Source organism: Ureibacillus endophyticus (assembly GCF_003628435.1).
GTDB lineage: Bacteria > Bacillota > Bacilli > Bacillales_A > Planococcaceae > Ureibacillus > Ureibacillus endophyticus.
In genome coordinates, this window is record NZ_RBZN01000054.1 from 1 (window position 1) to 19,867 (window position 19,867).

Sequence of the window (19,867 nt, forward strand, 5' to 3'; positions counted from 1 at the left end):
CAAGTGTCGTAACTATTACTGGTGATTCGTACCGTCTTAAGCAACACCTCGAACCAGTAAACGAGTAATTTTGTACACCCTTAAACAAGCATAAATGTACATATTAACGTTGACATTTATACTGATGAAGGTCAAATCCCATATGTAAATCCTTTCTAGTGACCTTCATCACCCCGATGAAGGTCAAATCTCTTGTGAAATTCTGTTCTAGTGACCTTCATTACCACAACATAAGTCAATTCCCCTGTGAAAACCTAATAAGAAAAAGACAATCCCTCCTTGATGCAAGAAAGGATTGTCTTCATTTTAATAAAATTGTTCAGAATAAGTGTAAGGTTCCACTCGCACATTGAGTATTGAGCCTATATTATACACTTGAATTCTCAATCCCAATATTTCTTTTCTACTTTTCGGAAAATCTACAAATACATATCCTTCCGATAATCCTTCAATAGAAAACTTATTGGAATTACCTTCTCGTGTTATGTTCACAATGTTCGCTGTTTTCTCATCCATTTTATATTCACTAAAATCGCCTTCATATTTACTTAAATCTAGTGTTACAACTGGATTTTCCACAATTGAATAGGTATCTAGGTAAAAATGAGCCGGCTTTTCAGTTGCCTTGACCCCATAGCGAATTTTTGTGTTGTTCGCATATTCAACGGTTGCAATGTATTCACCTGGGTTATTTAACAATAAGCAAATTTGATTGAAGCCTAAATATTCTTTACATGTTTTAAACTTAGCTGACTCTTCAATAACCGTTCCATCCATCGTCGATAACGTCACATTTTTAATTGGATCCTTCTCTACATTTAAACGAACATTTGTCGGTAAAACGTCCTTCGTCTCATCAAAATGAATGGTAAATCGTTCATTTTCCTTCGTTACACTCACATAATATTTTTTGCTTTCTAAGGTATTAGAATCATTTTTCAAACGCCCTGAAAGTCCAAGCTTTTGCGTTCCTTCTTTTATTGGGACAATTTGAATATGACTCGAAGCTTTTTTGTTTTGAAGGATTTGCACAACCTGTTCTTCATTTTGTTCAGGTTCATAAGGATTACTGTAAACAACATATCCAAAATTCGACCAACCAAAATCTTTAGCATAATACTCAATCGTTTCAGAGCGAACTTTTTCAGCTTTTGTGATGAAGATTGCTGCTTCCCCTCTAGTAATTGGTTTATTCGGACTAAATGTTGTTTCAGATGTACCAAATGCAATGCCTAATTTATAAAGTGTATAGACTGATTCTTGATGACTACTCAATCGATCAATATCTTTAAATGGGGTAGATTGCATATAAGTTAACGTATTAAACTTGAAAGCTTTTATCAAAATAGAAGACATTTGCGCACGGGTAATTTGATCATGCGGTCCAAATCGTCCATCTGCATAACCACGAAAAATCCCTTTTTCTACTACCGTTGCAATGGCTCCATAATTTCCCGTTTTGGGAGAAACATCTTTAAACTTTGGATTTTTTACAATTTTCGTATCCAAATTTAATAATTTCGCAATAATAGCTGCGGCTTGTCCCCGAGTAATCGAAGCTTCAGGTTTAAACGTACCATCAGGATATCCCCCAATTATTTTCCGCTCAGTAAGTTGCGAAACTGCACTGGCATAGGGTTGATCTTTCGAGACATCAGAAAATTCCACAGCCCTCGCTTTAGCACTTATTTGAGGCATCATTAAACTAACAACAAATACAGTAACGAAAACAAACGATATGTAACGTTTCAAAACCATTTTTTAGTCCCCCTGTAAACTATTATATTAAAACTATAAAGATTTACAGGGAGGTAAACTAGTGGAAATAAAATACAGTTAGAAAATCTCCAAAAGCTTATCAAATCGTTCAATTACATAATCATATTCAATTACAGTCCCGAAACCGTATTCTGCATAAACAAATGGAATTCCTGCAAATCGCGCAGCTTTTAAATCCCCAGCAGTATCTCCAACGTAAACCGAAGATTGTAGGTTGTTCCGTTCCATAAGTAATTTGATATTTTCACCCTTTGAAAGACCGGTTCTACCTGCATTTTCAAAATCTAAAAAGTATTTTTCAAGCTGATGGTATTCATAGAACGCTTCAATGTATCCTTCTTGACAGTTACTGACAATAAATAGTTTGTATTTTTTCGATAATCGGCTCAACACTTCCTTCACATTCGGATAAAGTTGACCACCTTGTTTTTTGATATACTCGCCATCCGCATTAAAACACTCGTCCATTACTTTTTTACGTAACTCTTCATCTAAAGTTGGGAACAATTTTTTACTTATGTCATCGGCTTGTAACCCCATTACACCTTCTAGATCAACCCGTGTTAATTGCATCTTTCCAGCAAGGCATTTCTGTATACTACTATTCCACGCATCAACTATGGTATCAACGGAATCCCAAATGGTACCATCTAAATCAAATATGATACTATCCATTGTTTGGTACACATCCTTATTGGCGAATTTTATATGTTGCCTCTTCAATTACTACATCCTTCTCAACCTTAGCCCCTGCAATCAATACATCAGCAATTTCATTTTCATCCGATTTTTTAAACGTAATATGACAATTTGGAAGAAAAAGTGTAATCGCGTTTTTATTTTCTACCGTTTCAAGACCAAAAACCCGTGCCCAATCTTGAGCAACAGATTCATCTTTTACCGAATAAGTAATTTCCTTAATCTTTAAGTCCCCCAATGGATGCTCAACAATCGTACCGAGTTTCACCAACTCATCAAACCGTTCTTCATCGGTTCCTTCCCACTGGATTAAAAACGGAAAATCCACTTCTACATCTTTTTTTCCAAAGTGCAATAATTGCCACTTCACAATGGAGCCATCTGGACGAACTCTAGAAAAATGTTGTGGTCCATCCACTTCATAACCTTCCTTTAAAAGTCGCACTGCATCCTCTTCTATTGTCGAAGTGCGAAATGCTAATCTCGTGAATCCATTTTTATAGTGACGTTTTTTATAGGATTCATGCAACGTATGTGGAATGGCTGCAGATTTTTCTAGCAATGCTTCGTCAAAAACGCCGATAAACTCAATGTAAGTAAACCCAAAATAACATAACGAATTATATGTACCCCACATTTCGTGCTTCCCACCAAGCACGGTATGTAGGCCCATTTTCTTTGTTTCATCTACTAAATCTTCAGGCTTGTCCACAAAATGAACAATGTGATCTAGTTCGTACATGCTGAATCCTCCGCAGATTCCTGTAGCGATTCATCCCAATCTTTACTTACATCGACCCAAGCATTAGCGCCTGAATATTCCAATAATTCTGCGCATGTTAATTCGATTGCCGAGTTCGCACTTCCACAAGCCGGGTATACGGTTTCGAATCGTTTCATCGACACATCTAAGAAAATATCTAACGGATTTGCTAGTCCAAATGGGCAAACGCCTCCAATGATATGGCCTGTTTGTTCTACCACTTCTTCTGCACTTAACATTTTTGGCTTTGTTCCAAATTGTTCTTTAAATTTTTTATTATCAATTTTTGAGTCACCTGCTGTAACTACTAAGAATGCATTTCCTTCTTTATCTTTAAAAGATAATGTTTTCGCAATTTTCGCTGGAATCACATTTAACGCATTTGCCGCTTGATCCACTGTTGCACTGGATTGATTAAATTCTAAAATATCTTGTTCTCGATTATATTTTTTGAAATGTTCTTTTACGCTTGCAATTGACATGTTGAAACCTCTCTTTTCTTACCAAATGATTTTGTACCCTATTATACAGGGAAATATTAGAAAGTATAAATAAAACACCCCCTAACCCAAGAAAGTGTTAAAGGTGTTTCTTAGAAATTAGGTATTTTATTAAAGCAAAATATCTTATTCCATTCTTTTGGCTGTTCCATTACTACTTTCTTTAACTTCCTCCTTAGTAAATCACCTCTAAATTCAGTTTATTATGAATAGATTTATGAAGTAAAGTTTTGCCAGAAAATAAATAAAGAGCCTTCTTCAGAATATCTCTGAAAAAAGCTCTGAATGTTTAACGGTTATAGCGATTAATTAAATCAACAAATGCATCGACAAATACTTGTAGGAATTGAGTCGTTTTTTCCTCTTTGAATTTCCCATTGTCATCAAAAAGTGTGCTGGAGTTGGCAATGTATGCTTCCGGCTGTTGTAAAATTGGCATATTTAGGAACACTAGACATTGACGCAAATGATGGTTTGCTCCAAAGCCACTTAAATTCCCCATAGATTGACTGATAATCGCGGCAGGCTTTCCATTCCATGCGCTTTGTCCATAAGGTCTTGAACCCACATCAATTGCATTTTTTAAAGCACCAGGAATGGAACGATTATATTCAGGCGTTATAAATAAAATTGCATCCATTTCCTTTAACGTGTTTCGGAATGTTGTATATTCTTCAGGAGAAGTATTTTCATTATCAATATCTTCATTGTACAAAGGAAGATTACCGATATCGATAAATTGAGTTTCATAATCTTGTGGGAAAAGTTGTGCTACATTTTCGCCAATTTTTTTGGAATACGATTCTTTACGTAAACTACCACTAATAATACCGACTTTCACCATTACAATCACCCTTACTCTAATATTAAAAACCGTTAGTATTATATCCTCTTCTTGGTAATTTAAACCCAAACAAAACAAAAAGACTAGGGAATCCTAGTCCAGTGTCGTACCTAATAATTCAACTAATACTTTTGCTGTTTCTTCTTTTCCTTCTACTCTTTCCACTTCTCCAGTAGATGACACGATATAATGCGGCTCATGCACACCATATAAAGAATTTGAGCTATTTGCAACCATATATGTAGCATTAGATGTTTCCATGCGTAGTTTTGCACGATGGATTAAATAGTCCACATCATCTGTCGCTTCTAATTTAAAGCCAATTAACGTTGTATCTGGTGCCCATTCTTTAATTTGCCCTAACACTTTTGGCGCTTTTTTAAAGTGAATTATTGGGGGTTCATCAGACGGCATTTTTCCCTTTTCCTCGATCAGATTTCCTGACTGGTCATATACTTTATCAATAATCCAATCGGAACCTGCTGCTGCCATAATAACAAAATCGATATGTTCCGTTTGTACGATAGATTTAATTTTTTCACCTAAATCTTCTATACCTTCAAACATAATCGTTCTCATAGATTTTGCGTTCGTTGGAAGTGTTGCAAAATAGCCATGTAAATAAATGACTTCCGCTCCATTTGCAAGGGCAGATTCTGCTAAGTAACACCCCATTGTACCTTTAGATAAATTCGTATGACCGCGCACACGATCCCATTTTTCTAATGTTCCACCACTTGTGATCAATACTTTTTTGCCACTTAACTTTTTCACACCATCACCCGTATCTATATCTATTCATAGAACAAGTTTAACTGACTTTCACAAAAATTTCATTAATTTCATTCATATATTGCTAACATGTAAGGTAAAAAATCTATCATCTAGTTTATTTGGTCCATTATAAAGTTAAAAATGTAATCAAGGATAACAGTATCGATGTAATAAGCATAGCGATGAATGGACGTAATGCTTTTGAACGCAATTCTTTTAGGTTTACATTTAACCCCAGCCCCACCATTGCCATTGTTAGTAATAAGGTCGTAATATTGGATAGATTATTTAAGACACTTTCATGAACGATTATCCATTCCCCCAACACATAGCTCCCAAACAAGCTCATCACCAAAAATCCAATTAAAAACCACGGAAACTCGATTTTCATATCAGATTGGGCTTTCCCTGTACGTTTCATCCAAATAATCAGGATAAAACATAATGGAACAAGAAGGAAAACTCGTCCTAGTTTTGCTAAAAGTGCGACTGCTAAAGCATCCTGTCCGGCTGGTGCTGAAGCTAACGCAACATGGGCTATTTCATGTAAGCTGATTCCCGACCAAATCCCATACTGGATATCCGTCAGATCTAAAAAGGGTTTTAAAAGAATATACCCAATGGAAAATACTGTCCCAACAAGGGCGATAATTCCTGCCCCTATTGCAGTATCCTCTTCCTTTGCCTTCAATATGGGTGAAACGGCGGCAATTGCTGCTGCACCGCATATCCCCGTTCCGATTCCTAGCAGTAAAGATAATGAAAAATCGGCTTTCAATTTTTTAGCTAACCACATCGTTAACAAAATAGAAAAGATAATAGTTCCAATATCTCTTACAAGTAATCCCATTCCTTGATGGAAAACGACTTCCATATTTAATTTGAGCCCATATAAAATAATGGCATAACGTAATAATTTTTTTGATGAATATTGGATTCCTGAACGAATCATTTCTGGATAACCAAATAATTGTCGATATATTACAGCAATAATAATCGCAATTGCTAACGGTCCAATGTAAGCTAATCCGGGTACTTTTGCCATAACAAATCCCAAAATCGCGATTGCGAAAGTGAAGAAAATCCCTGCTAACCATAATAAATTTTTTGTAAAGGTTTCTGATTTCCTTACATATTCTTCTGTCTCCTCATGATGCAATTTGTTCACGTCCTTATATTTTCTTAATTCATCATATGCTTGTTTTTATCATAAGGAAAATAAATTATAATAATCATTATGATAAGTAAATGATTATAGTTGAAAGGACGTAAAAAATGGATCAGCAACTACTCGTTTTTGTCACAGTTGTAGAGAAGCAAAATTTCTCCAGAGCAGCGGAAACCTTACACATGACTCAGCCTGCTGTCAGCCAACATATTCAAATGCTTGAACGCAGTGTTGGAACGAAACTTTTAAATCGGAGTAATAAGTATGTCCACTTAAATAAAGCGGGGGAAATTGTTTATCATCATGCAAAAGAGATTCTTGGTCTTTATACGAAAATGAGGAATTTAGTAGATGACCTAACAAATACTGCAACTGGAGAGCTTTCGATTGGGGCAAGTTATACATTTGGTGAGTATGTCCTACCACATATTATTGCAAGACTACGAGAACAATTCCCTTTAATCAAACCAACCATCACTATTGGTAATACGTATGAGATTGAAGAACTGATGACGAACAATCAAATTGATGTAGGCATTGTCGAAGGAGAAATCAAAAGTAAAAAGCTCCATGTTGAGGATATTGCGGAGGATTTCATGTCTATCATCGTCTCTGGTAAACACCCTTTCGCTATGCATAAGGATTTAACACTACAGGATTTACAAAACGAGACGTGGATTGTCCGAGAAAAGGGTTCAGGGACAAGAGAAGCAACGGACGGAATGTTTGAGAAATTTCAATTTAGTCCCAAAGATATGATGGAGTTCGGAAGTACACAGATTATTAAAGAATCCGTAGAGGCAGGGCTTGGCGTATCCCTTTTATCACACTGGGCCATTCACAAAGAGTTGAAATTAGAAAAGCTGGCAATTTTAAAAATCCAAGGATTCCCTATTATCCGTAAATTTTCCCTTGTTACGCCATCCACAAAATTTCAAACAAAAGCATCAGAAGTTTTTGTTACACTTTTAAAAGATAAAGAAGGATACAATATTATTTAAAAAATTGGACTGTTAATCAATGTATATATTAACAGTCCAACATAAACTATTTCGATTGTTTCACAGATACTAACTCCGTAATAATTTTTCCATCACCCGTTGTACTTTTTATAATGCCGATTCCCCTTGCTAAATATTCCCTTGAACCATCCGCATACTTTAAAATCACTACATTTTTAAACGTTCCTGCTTTTACTTTTATCGTTTTCGTTGTGCTTTCTACTAACACATCTAATTCTTCGTAATACATGATTGGTTGTTTTACATGACTACCTTGTTTTAGTGGTAACGGAACATTGATAAAAATAAAATCCGAACTTGCAACTCCAATTAATAAACGATCTTTCGTTTCAATATATGTGTAATTTGGTAAATCCGGATATAACGAGCTTTTTGGATTATAGAGATGTGTGTACTCTCCATCTTTTTTTACTATAAAGGATTCTTTTGCATCATCTAAAAAGGACGGATTATATGTGAGGATTAAACCTTCGCTTGGCACAAGTCCACCGGTTACCGTACCATTTGTCGCCTTTGGATTTTTAGTTGTAAGTGCAACGGAATAAACATACCCTTCTAACTTCCCACTTTTTATATAAGACCAACCATTTGATGAAGAAAGTACTGTTACTTTTGAGTGATTTTTAATCGTCCCTAGTTGTTCTGCATTTTGTTTCGGTTCTGCTCGTAGGATGATGTCGTTTTTAGCATTGACATACATTTCCGTTGTTCCTGCTGCAGTCACGGCATCTTCTGCGTATACAAAGGTAAAACCAAACAGAAGTAAAATTACTAAGACTATTTTTTTCAAATGGAAACCTCCCTCTCTATTACCTTCAACATAGGAATATATGGTCATAAGTTATGTAATTATTCACACAAAAAAAGAGATTTAAGTAAATAAGGATTACTCTCCTTAAATTGCTAGCCCCTAAAATATCATTTTTATATTATTATTGTAACGGAGGTGAAACAAATGATAAAAATTTATGAATATCCAGTGATTTTTGCAGTAGAAGACCAAACTACAGAAGAAGGGGATTTTCCCGTTTACATACGAATACCTGACCTGATGGATGCTGGTTTTAACCTAGCATCTTCAAGCAGTCATACTGAAGACGATATTATCTCAATAGCAAGAGATTGTATGAAAATTGCTATCCAAGATGGTCTACGTCGAGATTTACATATGCCTGTCCCTTCAAAACTTCGTGAAATTGATTTAAAAAAACATCTTTATCTTTATGAAGAAGAGTCAATCGAATTAAGAAGCATTGCCATCGAGTGGATTAAAACAGAAATTTAAACGAAAAAAGCTGGCCATCGTACACCTTTCAAAAAGGTAGATGGCTAGCTTTATATTTATTGTTTATCTGTAGACACTCTCACAAGTTCCTGCAGCTGGTTCATAATAACAATGGTTTTTAAATTGTCCCGCAAATGGTTGACCATACCAAGTTGGAGGACATGGTGCGTATGGGTTAAAGTACCATAGAGAATATTTTCCTGGTAGTTGTCTCCAATAATCTAACACTTGCCGTGCTAATTTTTGTTCGTTCGGTCTCGCTCTGTTATAGAATAAATTCCCCTTTTGAACGGCTTCAAAGGAGTAATTCCCTCCTTGAACCTGATAAATCACGTCTTCAATCGTTCTAACGTCTCTAAAGTCCAAACAGTCTGCAATGGCACGGTTCACAATGACGTTTCCTACATACAACATCCCTTGATTTCCTTCGCCTTCCGCTTCCGCCCTCATCATTCTTGCTACTAAATCGATATCTGCATCACGATATTTTACTCTTGGCATCTTCTCACCCCAAAAATATACTATGAAACTAAAACTATATTGATGTTATAGGGTATGCGATTAATTTACTTTCGTGATTCCTTTCATGTGCAATATAAAAAGAGGTCGAAACAGTAAGTCTCGACCTCTTTAATAAATAATTATTCTTCGTCCATGAATGGATAAGCGATATCTGTTGTTGGCGCGAAGTTTTCTTTGATGACACGTGGAGTTGTCCAACGAATCATGTTAAATACTGAACCGGCTTTATCGTTTGTACCAGAACCACGAGAACCACCAAATGGTTGTTGGTTAATCATCGCACCTGTTGGTTTATCATTGATATAGAAGTTACCAGCAGCGCCTGATAAACGGTTTTCTAAGTGCATGATTGCTGTACGATCTTGTGCGAAGATGGCACCTGTTAATGCGTACATAGAAGCACTATCTACTGAATCTAATGTTTCTTCTAATTTTTCATTTTCATAAACATAGATTGTTAATACTGGTCCGAAGATTTCTTCTACCATTGTTTTAAAGTTTGGATTTGACGTAACGATGATTGTAGGTTGAATGAAATATCCAACTGAATCATCATACGTACCACCAGCGATAATTTCTGCATCTTCTGCTTCCCTAGCATACTCAATATAGCTTGTAATTGAGTCAAATGCAGCTTTATCAATAACAGCACCCATGAAGTTACGGAAGTCACGAACATCCCCAACTTTAAGTTTTGCTGTTTGTTCTAATAAACCAGCTTTTACATCTTCCCAAATGCTTGCAGGAATGTAAGCACGAGAAGCAGCTGAACATTTTTGTCCTTGGTATTCAAAAGCACCACGAACAAGGTTAGATACTACTTTATCAACTTGAGCTGTTTCGTGTGCAAATACAAAGTCTTTACCACCAGTTTCACCTACTAAACGTGGGTAAGATTGATAGTTTGCAATGTTTTCCCCAACGTTTTTCCAAATTGTTTGGAATGTAGCTGTTGAACCAGTGAAGTGGAATCCAGCCATACGTGGGTCTGTTAATACGATTTCAGAAACTTGAGAACCACGTGATGGTACAAAGTTAATAACACCTTTTGGTAATCCAGCTTCTTCTAAAATACGCATGAAGTAATAGTTTGCAAGAATTGAAGTTGTCGCAGGTTTCCAAACTACAACGTTCCCCATCATAGCAGGTGCAGATGGTAAGTTACCACCGATTGCTGTGAAGTTAAATGGTGAAATCGCTAATACGAAACCATCTAATGGACGGTAATCTAAACGATTCCATACATTTTTCATGCTATCTGGTTGGATTTGATACACTTGGTTTGCATAATCTACACCGAAACGTAAGAAGTCTGCTAATTCTTGTGCAGAGTCGATTTCAGCTTGGATCACAGTTTTTGATTGACCTAACATTGTTGCAGCATTCATAAGATCACGGTATGGACCAGAGATTAAATCAGCTGCTTTTAAGAAAATTGCTGCGCGGTGCTCCCATGGCATATTTGCCCAAGATTCTTTTGCAGCCATTGCCGCTTCTACTGCAGCACGTAATTCTGGTTCGCCCGCTTCTGAATAATTTGCTAAAACATGTTGATGATTATGTGGCATAACTACTTGTTTTACTGTATCTGTTTTTATATTTTCGCCATTAATAATTACAGGGATATCTACTACAATATTTGATTGACGGTTTAATTCTGCTTTTAGTGTTTCTCTTTCTTTTGTACCTGGTGCATATGTATATCCAGGTTCGTTCTTAGGTGTCGGTATTTTGAAAATTCCGTTACTCATTTGACAATTCCCTCCTGATGTTTAAAAATACTTTCCCTAATAATAGACAAAACATCTATATATTATTTTAATATTATTACCTCAGAATGATTTCTATTATAAATCTGGAGATAACAATATACTTCTTGAATTTTAGTTTAAAATGAGCAAAAAAGCTACAAAAAGATGTTTTTTTTAGAAAAAATAATGTTTAGAAATTTCAAAATCGTCTATACTATTAGAGATTTCACTTCTAATCTGTGATTTGGGAGGGTTAACCCGATGAGTAAGGAAGATTGAACTCGGAAGGAACCATCTGTACTGAGAAAGCGATTCTTTTTAAGAAAAGCGAGGCAGACGTGTCATGGATTTAATGTAAGATGAAATCAAACCCGGAATTTAATTTCCGGGCTTTTTTTAATTACGTTTCTTTTATTAAGGGTGAAACACCATATTCAATATGATGTAAATCCCGCTTCTTGACTAGCTTTAACGTTGCAACAATTAAAAAGCTAACAATAACTAATAATAGCCATGAACTTACTTTACCTAAATGCACAAGACTCCATGCTTCTGTTTGATTGGGATATTGCCAAGCACCGAAAAATGTGGCGATATTTTCTGCAACCCAAATAAAAAATCCAATCAATACAAAGGAAAGTACTAATGGCATTCTGTACGTCTTTCCGTTCACGACATATGTGACGTAAGATTTCCAAAAGACGATGATTACAAGAGCTGATAACCACCAACGAATATCGATCCAAAAATGGTGTGTGAAAAAGTTTAAATAAATTGCAGCTGCTAATGGCACGACAATGAAAAATGAAGGCCAATTGAACAGTTCAACTTGTATTCTTCGCCACGCTTGGCAAAGGTAACTTGCAACACTTGCATACATAAAACCGCTATATAATGGAACACCAAAAACTTTTGTATAAGCGTCCTCTGGATAAGACCAAGACCCCATGTGGACTTTAAATATTTCAAGGGCAAGACCAATAATATGAAACAATGTAATGACCTTTAATTCATCTCGTGTTTCAATTCCTGAACGCACCATCCACCACTGCATCAAAAGGAAGATAATCAGTAGCCAATCATATCGTGGAAGAAATGGAAGTGGAATGTATTTGGTAATGGCAAGGGAGGCAAAAATCACAACGGGAAATAAACAAGATAATGCCTGTTGCCATCCAAAATAAAAGAGTTGTTTGAGACTTCTCAATTTACACCCTCCTATTCCTCATCCATTCGATACTCTAAAATATCTCCAGGCTGACAATCTAAAGCTTTACAAATGGCATCTAAAGTAGAAATTCGAATCGCTTTTGCCTTGCCATTCTTTAAAATAGAGAGGTTGGCCATTGTAATTCCTACTTTTTCTGATAGCTCTGTTACACTCATTTTTCGTTTTGCTAACATAACATCTATATTTATAATAATCGCCATTGATTTCACCTCTAGACCGTTAAATCATTTTCTTCTTTTATATTAATTGCCTCTTGTAAAAGTCTTTGTAATACAGCTGCAAACACTCCAACAACCATTGAAGCCAAAATTAAAACCATGTTAATTAAAATTAGTCCTGGCGCATCGTCACGTTCTGCAATTAAATAAAACAATGGTAAACCTACAACATAAATGACACTAATTGCTATTGCACAAAATTTAAGGTTCTTTAATGCATCGACAGAGAATTGAGAAAATGCAAAGTTGTGGTCAATGTAAGTAAGAAGTTTCATTGATTGATATAGGGCTAGATAATAAGGAATTGCTGCTCCATACATCACTAGCCAAATTAAATATTTAATAAATGTAAACTCAGGATATAATTCAGCTCCAAATAAACCAACTTCAGGAACGATAAATATACATATGGCTAATATTGGCAGACCCATTAATATTACTGCAATTTTTAGAAAGAGTGTTGTTCCTCTTTTCATATTTTAGCACCTCACTAATGTTTTTTCATTTTGAATTTACCACACCATTTATCGTTTTACAATAAATTTTTATTTAATTAGATAATAAAATTATTGAATATGACCCAAATCTATTAATAGATTTAAAATCTATTTTTTTGGTATATTCTGATAGATTCAGTCATATAAATATTAGTACGTCCCATTATTCTAAAATTTCTAAATAAATTATCATTTTTCATCTACACTCAAAATCGATATTATGATTATTGCAGAATATCTAAATCTAATGGAACTAGAATTCTTGAAAGGAAGTGCACTAAATATGGTAGGAAGAAATGATTTATGTCCGTGCGGTAGTGGAAAAAAATATAAAAAGTGTTGTGAAAATAATAAACAAGATACAATGAAAGAAATATTAATGTTTGAAGAGATCGAACAAATTCTTCAAACGTTTTATAATGTATATCCTGAAAGAAGCGATATAAAGGAATATATTGAAGCGGTAAACAAATGGCTGCCTCATTTAAAAAATCACTTACAAAGAGAGTTAATTGAAGCTGTTGCACTTGACGACTTTTTCTTCCACCAACGCCACGATATATGGGCAAACTACTTAAAACGTGTGAAGAAAAAGGCAATCCGACCTGGAATTATTGAACTACTAAACCTTTGGGACGAACCAAGACTATTTATCGGTCAAGTGGATAAAGTGGAAAATCAATATTTATTCGCAACTTGTACATTAACTAAACAGCAAATTCGTATCCGTCGCGAATCAAATCGTCCAGTGCCAGAAGGTATGCAAGTATTTGCCTTTATCTTGCCAGAAAGCGCGACAGAAGAACATTGTTATTTAGCAGTTTCAACATTAATTTTCTACCCAGAAAACTATAAACAAGTATTCGAAAACTTTGCAAAAGGTTTCGATTCTTCAAAACAATCGGTTGCTGTGTTCTTAAAGGAAAATCACCTGAACTTCTGGCAGCATTTAGTTGAATTTGGCTATACAGGTGAAGAATATACATCCTTCGAAATTGAAGTTGTAGATTTAACAAAACAATTCCTACAAGAACGTAATCTTGAATCAAATGGCTTAGTGGAGACATTAGAGGATTATTTAGTAGAGAAAAAACCAAAAGCAAGAAAAGCGGCGGCAATCGCAGCTGGTTCAATTCGATTTGCTCAAGAACGCAACATTTTAGAAACAACATATACAGTAAAAGAGATTGCGGAAAGTTTCAATGTTTCAGCTTCTTCTTTAAACAAATATTACCAAGAACTATTACAATACGTAGCAGTTCCGGTATAAAAATAAGCGGCGAAAAACAAAATTTGTTTTTCACCGCTTTTTATATATCAAGGCATTATTTTTCGTATATTTTCATTAATTCTTGCCCTAAAAATTGAAGTTTTTCCCCGACTGAACATTGTTCGATACAAAAACGATGTGCATTTGATTTACCAATTTTATTGCGTAAATCCTTTTTTATAGGGCAATCATTACAATACGTATCCGTTAGTTCATCTATATCTTTAATAACAGTACTTTTGTTCACGCAACTCCCCCTCTTTCGTGTTTCACTATTCTACTATTAAATTTTTTATTTTGTAAAGTGCACTCATTGGAAGTGCTCGCATTTATATTTTATTTTCTCACAATAAGATATAATATGGGTAAATTTCAATCAAATATTTCAAAAAAAGAAGGGATATTTATGTTAGAAGTTTATATTGATGGTGCAAGTGCAGGCAACCCCGGTCCGAGTGGAATTGGCATTTTTATTAAGGGTGAAGGCCAACTAATAAAAATCAGTGAATACATAGGAGAAACAAATAATCATATTGCCGAATTTACCGCATTAATTCGAGGGTTGGAGGAAGCAAAAAAACTTGGATCTTCCCTTGTATCCGTTCGTTCCGATTCAAAAATAGTCGTTGCATCTGTAGAAAAGCAATATGTGAAAAATGAGCTTTATCAGCCACTATTGCAACAAGCGATTCGTCTAACAGAACAATTTGATTTATTTTTTATTAAATGGATTCCCGATAACCAAAATAAAGCTGCAGATGCCCTTGCAAGGGAAGCTATATTAAAAGGAAAAACTTCCTAAGATGCTCGCCTCTTTTGTTATGAGGCGAGTTTTTTAGAGAGCTTCATCATAACATCAACCAATTGTAACCCCAGATAATATCCTTGTTTATATTTATATGCTATGCAGAAAAGCGTTAAAATGTAAAAGGGAAAGTGGGGGTAATTATTTTTCTTTATCGGCTTTTGAATAGTATTTTATGCTGGTATTCGATTTTCATCGGCGGGATGACGACAGTTTTTATTCTAATTTCTTTATGTTTTGCATTCATCCAAGTTATGAAGACGATTTTTTCTAAATTCGAATGTAATTTTGGTATTCATCGGGCTCATGAAGACAGTTTCCCTTCAGATTTCCTCCGATTTTTGCATTCATCCAAGTTATAAAGTCGATTTCCGATGTACCATCCACTTAATTCATTATTGAATAACTTCCTAATCAACCGCACATCTTAAATTTAACTTGAGCAGTCCTTCCAATAAAAATTCACAAAAAAAGCATATAAAGAACCTTTATATGCTCATAAATTTTATTTGGATTCTACCTTATTTAGCAACGCACCAATTGCACCCGTAAAACCGCAATTTGGCAAAAAGATTGGGTTGTGTTTCTTTAATTTTGTGTAATTCCCAATTACCTTTTTTAAGTGGTCATTGTTTTGTAATGTTGACCCTATGTATACAATTGCTTCGGTTTTCTTTTCTTCGGCAAATTGAATACTTAGCGTTGTAATCACTTCACCGACAAGTGCTTGTACCGTTGCAAGTAAGTCATTTTCTTCATGTTCTTTCTTTTTCGTGATGTTTACTTTTCCGAAGTTACTTGCGGTTAAATGCCCTTCAATTGGTGGTTCCATTCCTTGGAAAATGTCTTTCACAAATAAATCGATAGAATCTCGATTTCCCTGAGATGCTCTTGTTGTAATTTCGTTAAAGTTCGAAATTCCTGTCATTATAGTAGATAAACCTGTTAATGTTCCGCCACCAACACCCGTTCCACCAACACGGAAGTGATTTTTTCCTTCCATATAATGAATGGAAGTACCTGTACCGATATTTGTAATAATGCTTCGCTCAATAGCATGTCCATCTTTTTCTAATAAATATTGGACACCTTTGATCGTTGCTTCAAATTCAACTAAATATTGAATCGATTTCATCGTATTTAAAACTTCTAACAGTTGTTGCGTTCGTCCACCCGTTAATCCAATCTCTTCAATAAAAGGATTTGCTTCAATCCAATCCTTCACTTTCGAAAAATCATTGGAGGGGAAAATTTTATATTCTAAGTCATTGTTTTCATTTATATATACGACTTTTGTTAATGTTCCCCCGGCGTCTATTCCAATTACATTTTGCATACACGTTCTCCTTTTTTCTACTCCCTTTCTAAACTTTAACTTTCTTAAAATATTAGTGCAATAATTTTTAGTAAAAAGGAAGAAAATCTAAGTTAAGAAATTTTTACTGGTTCTTTCGTAAATAAATTTCGTTTTTCGAATTCTTGTATTATTCGTTTCTCGTGTTTTCTAATTAATTGATATAGTTTTCGCTCAATTGATTGAGTGGATAAGTTTCTAAATGTGAATTCATTTATGTCTTCATTATCTTTAAGCAAGTATTGTAAAGTCATTACTTCTGTTTTAGGAAACGTGCAATGATGCAAGCGATTAATTTTCGATAGTGACTTTAATCCACTACGAGTAATTAATACTCTATTTTTAATATCTTCTATAATATTGGTTAAAAACAATTTAACTTCTTCATTCGGATTAATCATTATTTTTTGTAAAACTTGTGTTTCGCCTTGTTCGTCCGTTTTTTCTTCTTCATAAATATCAAAATCTAGTTGTTTGTTCAAGATTTTAATTTCATCTACTTGAAGATTCAACGATGACACTTTTCCAGAAATATAAGTGATATTCAAATCAAATGTCTCATCTAATTGTTGAAGCTCACTAAAGACCATGCTAAATTCGTTGGTTTGTTGTTTTTCAATTATTGTTTCCCCATTTGTTGCTTTGAAAATTTCAAACAAACTAATGGCATCTGCTAATGCTCGGTGTTGTGTTTCCATTTCAATTTGAAGTTTTTCCATTAAACCAGCTAAGCTAGGCTGCTCTTTAATTTGGTTTTCTATCATATATTTCTGTTGAAAATCGATAATTGGATACAAGAAACTAGCATCTATATGATTGCGATTTAATTCATCTTCCAATACTTTTCGGTCAAACTCTCCAAACGTCACAAGGATTGAATCATCACTACACCACTTTATAAAGTCTTGAATAACTGTTTGAAAAGACTTTGCGCATAGCAGTTGTTCTGTCTTGATCCCTGTTAACTTTTGTATATGTGAATTTAATTTTTTAAATTTATATGGTTGAATGAGCTGCGAAAAAAATTGTTGGTCTCCGTTTGGCAACCATTTAACGGCACCAATTTCAATAATATATTGTTTGCCACGAATTAATGTCGCTTCAACATCGATAAAAATAAAACTGTGTTTGCGAACCATTATTCCACCTTTGCTTTCTAACATAAGTTTATGTGTGTAAAATCTATTATTCTCATATTGTATCGAATATGCAATAGAATAACACGAATATATTATGAAAATAGTTTTTTGAGAAATAATAAATGAAAGAATCGACCCGCGCTAGAACTGATTTTGAACATTCTTAGAGATTCTATTTTTAATTTCCTTCAAATTGAGGTACGATAGTATTGATATATGTATGTAATGAACGAAAGGAATTACCAAAATGAATAACAAAGAACTCCTGAAAGATGCAATGAGAGTCTTAAAAGCAACGAGCCGAACTTTTTATATACCGATAACTTTTTTACAAAAAGAACTTAAAACAGCAGTAGCCACTGCTTATTTAATGATGCGTGCAATTGATGAAATTGAAGATAATGAAAATCCAGCCGTGACAAATGAACTGAAACATTCGATTTTAACTGAAGTTAGTAAACTGATACTGGAACCAACATTTGATGAGGAAAAATATTTACAAATTCTTGCTCCTGTAAAAGAGTATATGCCTGAAGTAACGCTTCGTTTGGGTGACTGGATTCGTCTTATTCCAGAAGAGGCAGTGGAAATTGTAAAAAATTCAACAAGTGAAATGGCAGAGGGTATGGGGAAATGGGCATTAGCGAACTTCCAAGTCAAAACAAAAGAAGATTTGGATGACTACACATACTATGTTGCTGGACTTGTTGGAGTCATGCTTTCTCAATTATGGGAACAGTTTGCTGGCGTGAAAACAGATAGAGATTTAGCAATTGGCTATGGTCGAGGATTACAATTAGTGAACATTCTTAGTAATCAACAAGAAGATATGGAAGAACGAGGCGTAAGCTTTGTGCCAGAAGGTTGGACACGTTCAGATTTATTTGGATATGCAGAAGAAAATTTAGAAAAAGCCGATAGATATATGAAGGATGTTAATAAACGTTCGATTTTATTATTCTGTCGTTTACCTTTAGCGCTTGCTCACAAAACATTAAAAGCGTTAAAAGAAGGCAAAGAAAAAATGTCTCGTGAAGAAGTTGAACAAACAGTCGAAGAAGTACAAATCGATTAAAAAGAGTAGATGCACTAAAATTAATCGCACCTACTCCGGGGAGTGTCCTTAATACTTTAGGGCACTCCTTATACATTCTTCTCTAAATAAATCTTTCGTTCCTCAAATGGAACCATATCTCCACCTGTAGACCAAATGAGATGTGTGGCATTTTCCATTTTCGATGTTAAACCATTCTCTTCTAAATACTGCTTTCCTTCACTTATTAGTTGGATTGGACCGAATACACCAGCGTGGGCTGATGGTTCCATGAAAATATTCTCCTGCTCATACATCCCTTTTAAACTCCTGAACAGAAAACTATCATCTACTGTATAACAACCACTTAAAACAGGCTCCATTATTTTACCTACAAATTTTGAAGCTCTCCCAACTGCAAGTCCATCAGCTTCCGTTTTGTTGTTTAATCCTATATCATTCACCGATATTCCATCATGTAATCCTGTCATCAATCCAAGTAACATACATGGCGATTGTAGCGGTTCCCCGAAGAAAATATGGACATTCTCACCAAAAATCATTTTTAGTCCAAAAGCAATTCCACCTGGAGCTCCACCTACACCACAGGGTATATACACAAATAACGGATGATTTGCATCTACTAGTATGTCTTGATCTTGTAACTGTTTTTCTAGCCGTAATGCAGCAACGGAATAGCCAGCAAATAAATCAACTGAATTTTCATCATCTACAAAATGACATTTCGGATTTTGCTGTGCTTGTTTACGCCCTTCTTCTACCGCCTTACTATAATCAGATTCGTATTCAATCACAGTTACTCCTTTATCACGAAGAAGTTGCTTTTTCCATGCCTTTGCATCATGTGACATATGGACGGTAACTTGGAAACCGAGTTTCGCACTAATAATGCCGATACTTAAACCTAAATTGCCCGTTGAACCAACAGCTATTTGGTATTCGCTGAATAGTTTTTTGCAGCTTTCATCAGCTAACTTTGCATAATTATCTTCTATTGTAAGTAATCCATGCTCCATTGCAATTGTTTCAGCAAATTTCAATACTTCATAAATTCCTCCCCGGGCTTTGATCCGTATTGTCAAAACTTATATATATAAATCGCTAATAATCGTTGGTTTTACAGTCTTTTATGCAAAAAAACTTGCCACCCCCTGAATTTTGATGTTAGTTGAGGTTACCACACCACACAACT

At 34.9% G+C, this 19,867-nt stretch carries 21 protein-coding genes and 1 pseudogene; 5 read left to right on the forward strand and 17 right to left on the reverse strand.

The window, feature by feature from the left end; translation table 11 throughout:
• Nucleotides 1-306: 306 nt before the first annotated feature.
• The 7 genes from D8M03_RS15095 to D8M03_RS15125 all read right to left on the reverse strand — a co-directional run bounded on the left by D8M03_RS15095 (nucleotide 307) and on the right by D8M03_RS15125 (nucleotide 6,518).
• Nucleotides 307-1,758 carry an S-layer homology domain-containing protein gene (locus D8M03_RS15095; protein ID WP_121215654.1) on the reverse strand — a complete coding sequence of 484 codons (1,452 nt, stop codon included), beginning with the start codon at nucleotides 1,756-1,758 and terminating at the stop codon, nucleotides 307-309.
• Nucleotides 1,759-1,836: 78 nt separating this feature from the next.
• Entirely contained in the window at nucleotides 1,837-2,454 is a 618-nt protein-coding gene (locus tag D8M03_RS15100) for an HAD family hydrolase (RefSeq protein ID WP_121215675.1), read from the reverse strand.
• A gap of 16 nt (nucleotides 2,455-2,470) precedes the next feature.
• The gene (locus tag D8M03_RS15105) at nucleotides 2,471-3,220 is read right to left on the reverse strand and encodes a VOC family protein (RefSeq protein ID WP_121215655.1); all 750 of its coding nucleotides are present in this window, start codon (nucleotides 3,218-3,220) and stop codon (nucleotides 2,471-2,473) included.
• Nucleotides 3,208-3,723, reverse strand: coding sequence for a YbaK/EbsC family protein (locus D8M03_RS15110; RefSeq protein WP_121215656.1), 516 nt, complete (start codon nucleotides 3,721-3,723; stop codon nucleotides 3,208-3,210). Before D8M03_RS15110 ends, D8M03_RS15105 begins: the two co-directional genes overlap by 13 nt.
• A 307-nt stretch (nucleotides 3,724-4,030) precedes the next feature.
• On the reverse strand, nucleotides 4,031-4,585 hold the full coding sequence (locus tag D8M03_RS15115) for an NADPH-dependent FMN reductase (protein ID WP_121215657.1): 555 nt from the start codon (nucleotides 4,583-4,585) through the stop codon (nucleotides 4,031-4,033).
• A 93-nt stretch (nucleotides 4,586-4,678) separates the two neighbouring features.
• A complete protein-coding gene (locus D8M03_RS15120) occupies nucleotides 4,679-5,359 on the reverse strand; it encodes a phosphopantothenoylcysteine decarboxylase domain-containing protein (protein WP_121215658.1) in 681 nt (226 codons plus the stop codon).
• 127 nt (nucleotides 5,360-5,486) lie between these two features.
• Nucleotides 5,487-6,518, reverse strand: a complete 1,032-nt coding sequence (locus tag D8M03_RS15125; RefSeq protein WP_245987635.1) for a YeiH family protein — start codon at nucleotides 6,516-6,518, stop codon at nucleotides 5,487-5,489.
• A 116-nt stretch (nucleotides 6,519-6,634) separates the two neighbouring features.
• Here D8M03_RS15125 and D8M03_RS15130 point away from each other — a divergent pair, with 116 nt between their 5' ends.
• The gene (locus D8M03_RS15130) at nucleotides 6,635-7,528 is read left to right on the forward strand and encodes a LysR family transcriptional regulator (protein WP_121215660.1); all 894 of its coding nucleotides are present in this window, start codon (nucleotides 6,635-6,637) and stop codon (nucleotides 7,526-7,528) included.
• 46 nt (nucleotides 7,529-7,574) lie between these two features.
• On the opposite strand, the gene D8M03_RS15135 is transcribed toward D8M03_RS15130, so the two are convergent.
• Nucleotides 7,575-8,339, reverse strand: coding sequence for an SH3 domain-containing protein (locus tag D8M03_RS15135; RefSeq protein ID WP_170148465.1), 765 nt, complete (start codon nucleotides 8,337-8,339; stop codon nucleotides 7,575-7,577).
• Nucleotides 8,340-8,504: 165 nt separating this feature from the next.
• On the opposite strand from D8M03_RS15135, the gene D8M03_RS15140 reads away from it, so the two are divergent.
• A complete protein-coding gene (locus tag D8M03_RS15140) occupies nucleotides 8,505-8,834 on the forward strand; it encodes a hypothetical protein (RefSeq protein ID WP_121215662.1) in 330 nt (109 codons plus the stop codon).
• 63 nt (nucleotides 8,835-8,897) lie between these two features.
• Here the strand turns inward: D8M03_RS15140 and D8M03_RS15145 are convergent, their stop codons facing one another.
• From D8M03_RS15145 to D8M03_RS15165, 5 genes are all read right to left on the reverse strand, one after another.
• On the reverse strand, nucleotides 8,898-9,335 hold the full coding sequence (locus D8M03_RS15145; protein WP_121215663.1) for a cell wall hydrolase: 438 nt from the start codon (nucleotides 9,333-9,335) through the stop codon (nucleotides 8,898-8,900).
• A 140-nt stretch (nucleotides 9,336-9,475) separates the two neighbouring features.
• Nucleotides 9,476-11,107 carry an L-glutamate gamma-semialdehyde dehydrogenase gene (gene pruA, locus D8M03_RS15150; protein ID WP_121215664.1) on the reverse strand — a complete coding sequence of 544 codons (1,632 nt, stop codon included), beginning with the start codon at nucleotides 11,105-11,107 and terminating at the stop codon, nucleotides 9,476-9,478.
• 400 nt (nucleotides 11,108-11,507) lie between these two features.
• On the reverse strand, nucleotides 11,508-12,314 hold the full coding sequence (locus D8M03_RS15155) for a DUF817 domain-containing protein (protein WP_121215665.1): 807 nt from the start codon (nucleotides 12,312-12,314) through the stop codon (nucleotides 11,508-11,510).
• 11 nt (nucleotides 12,315-12,325) lie between these two features.
• Entirely contained in the window at nucleotides 12,326-12,538 is a 213-nt protein-coding gene (locus D8M03_RS15160) for a helix-turn-helix domain-containing protein (RefSeq protein ID WP_121215666.1), read from the reverse strand.
• Nucleotides 12,539-12,549: 11 nt separating this feature from the next.
• Nucleotides 12,550-13,032, reverse strand: a complete 483-nt coding sequence (locus D8M03_RS15165; RefSeq protein WP_121215667.1) for a DUF2975 domain-containing protein — start codon at nucleotides 13,030-13,032, stop codon at nucleotides 12,550-12,552.
• Between the two features lie 304 nt (nucleotides 13,033-13,336).
• On the opposite strand from D8M03_RS15165, the gene D8M03_RS15170 reads away from it, so the two are divergent.
• Nucleotides 13,337-14,323, forward strand: coding sequence for a YecA family protein (locus D8M03_RS15170; RefSeq protein WP_121215668.1), 987 nt, complete (start codon nucleotides 13,337-13,339; stop codon nucleotides 14,321-14,323).
• A 55-nt stretch (nucleotides 14,324-14,378) separates the two neighbouring features.
• Here D8M03_RS15170 and D8M03_RS15175 read toward each other — a convergent pair whose 3' ends face one another.
• Nucleotides 14,379-14,570: a zinc-finger domain-containing protein gene (locus D8M03_RS15175; RefSeq protein WP_121215669.1), complete on the reverse strand. Its 192-nt coding sequence runs from the start codon at nucleotides 14,568-14,570 to the stop codon at nucleotides 14,379-14,381.
• A gap of 159 nt (nucleotides 14,571-14,729) precedes the next feature.
• Here D8M03_RS15175 and D8M03_RS15180 point away from each other — a divergent pair, with 159 nt between their 5' ends.
• Nucleotides 14,730-15,125 (forward strand): ribonuclease HI family protein, encoded by a 396-nt coding sequence (locus tag D8M03_RS15180; protein ID WP_121215670.1) that lies wholly within the window; start codon nucleotides 14,730-14,732, stop codon nucleotides 15,123-15,125.
• A 508-nt stretch (nucleotides 15,126-15,633) separates the two neighbouring features.
• Here D8M03_RS15180 and coaW read toward each other — a convergent pair.
• The gene (gene coaW, locus D8M03_RS15185) at nucleotides 15,634-16,464 is read right to left on the reverse strand and encodes a type II pantothenate kinase (RefSeq protein ID WP_121215671.1); all 831 of its coding nucleotides are present in this window, start codon (nucleotides 16,462-16,464) and stop codon (nucleotides 15,634-15,636) included.
• Between the two features lie 92 nt (nucleotides 16,465-16,556).
• Nucleotides 16,557-17,621, reverse strand: coding sequence for a 3'-5' exonuclease (locus D8M03_RS15190; RefSeq protein ID WP_170148466.1), 1,065 nt, complete (start codon nucleotides 17,619-17,621; stop codon nucleotides 16,557-16,559).
• A 247-nt stretch (nucleotides 17,622-17,868) separates the two neighbouring features.
• On the opposite strand from D8M03_RS15190, the gene D8M03_RS15195 reads away from it, so the two are divergent.
• Nucleotides 17,869-18,696, forward strand: a complete 828-nt coding sequence (locus tag D8M03_RS15195; RefSeq protein ID WP_121215673.1) for a squalene/phytoene synthase family protein — start codon at nucleotides 17,869-17,871, stop codon at nucleotides 18,694-18,696.
• A 68-nt stretch (nucleotides 18,697-18,764) separates the two neighbouring features.
• On the opposite strand, the pseudogene D8M03_RS15200 reads toward D8M03_RS15195, so the two are convergent.
• Nucleotides 18,765-19,745 (reverse strand): annotated as a pseudogene (locus D8M03_RS15200) (D-serine ammonia-lyase); the annotation flags it as partial.
• Nucleotides 19,746-19,867 lie beyond the last annotated feature (122 nt).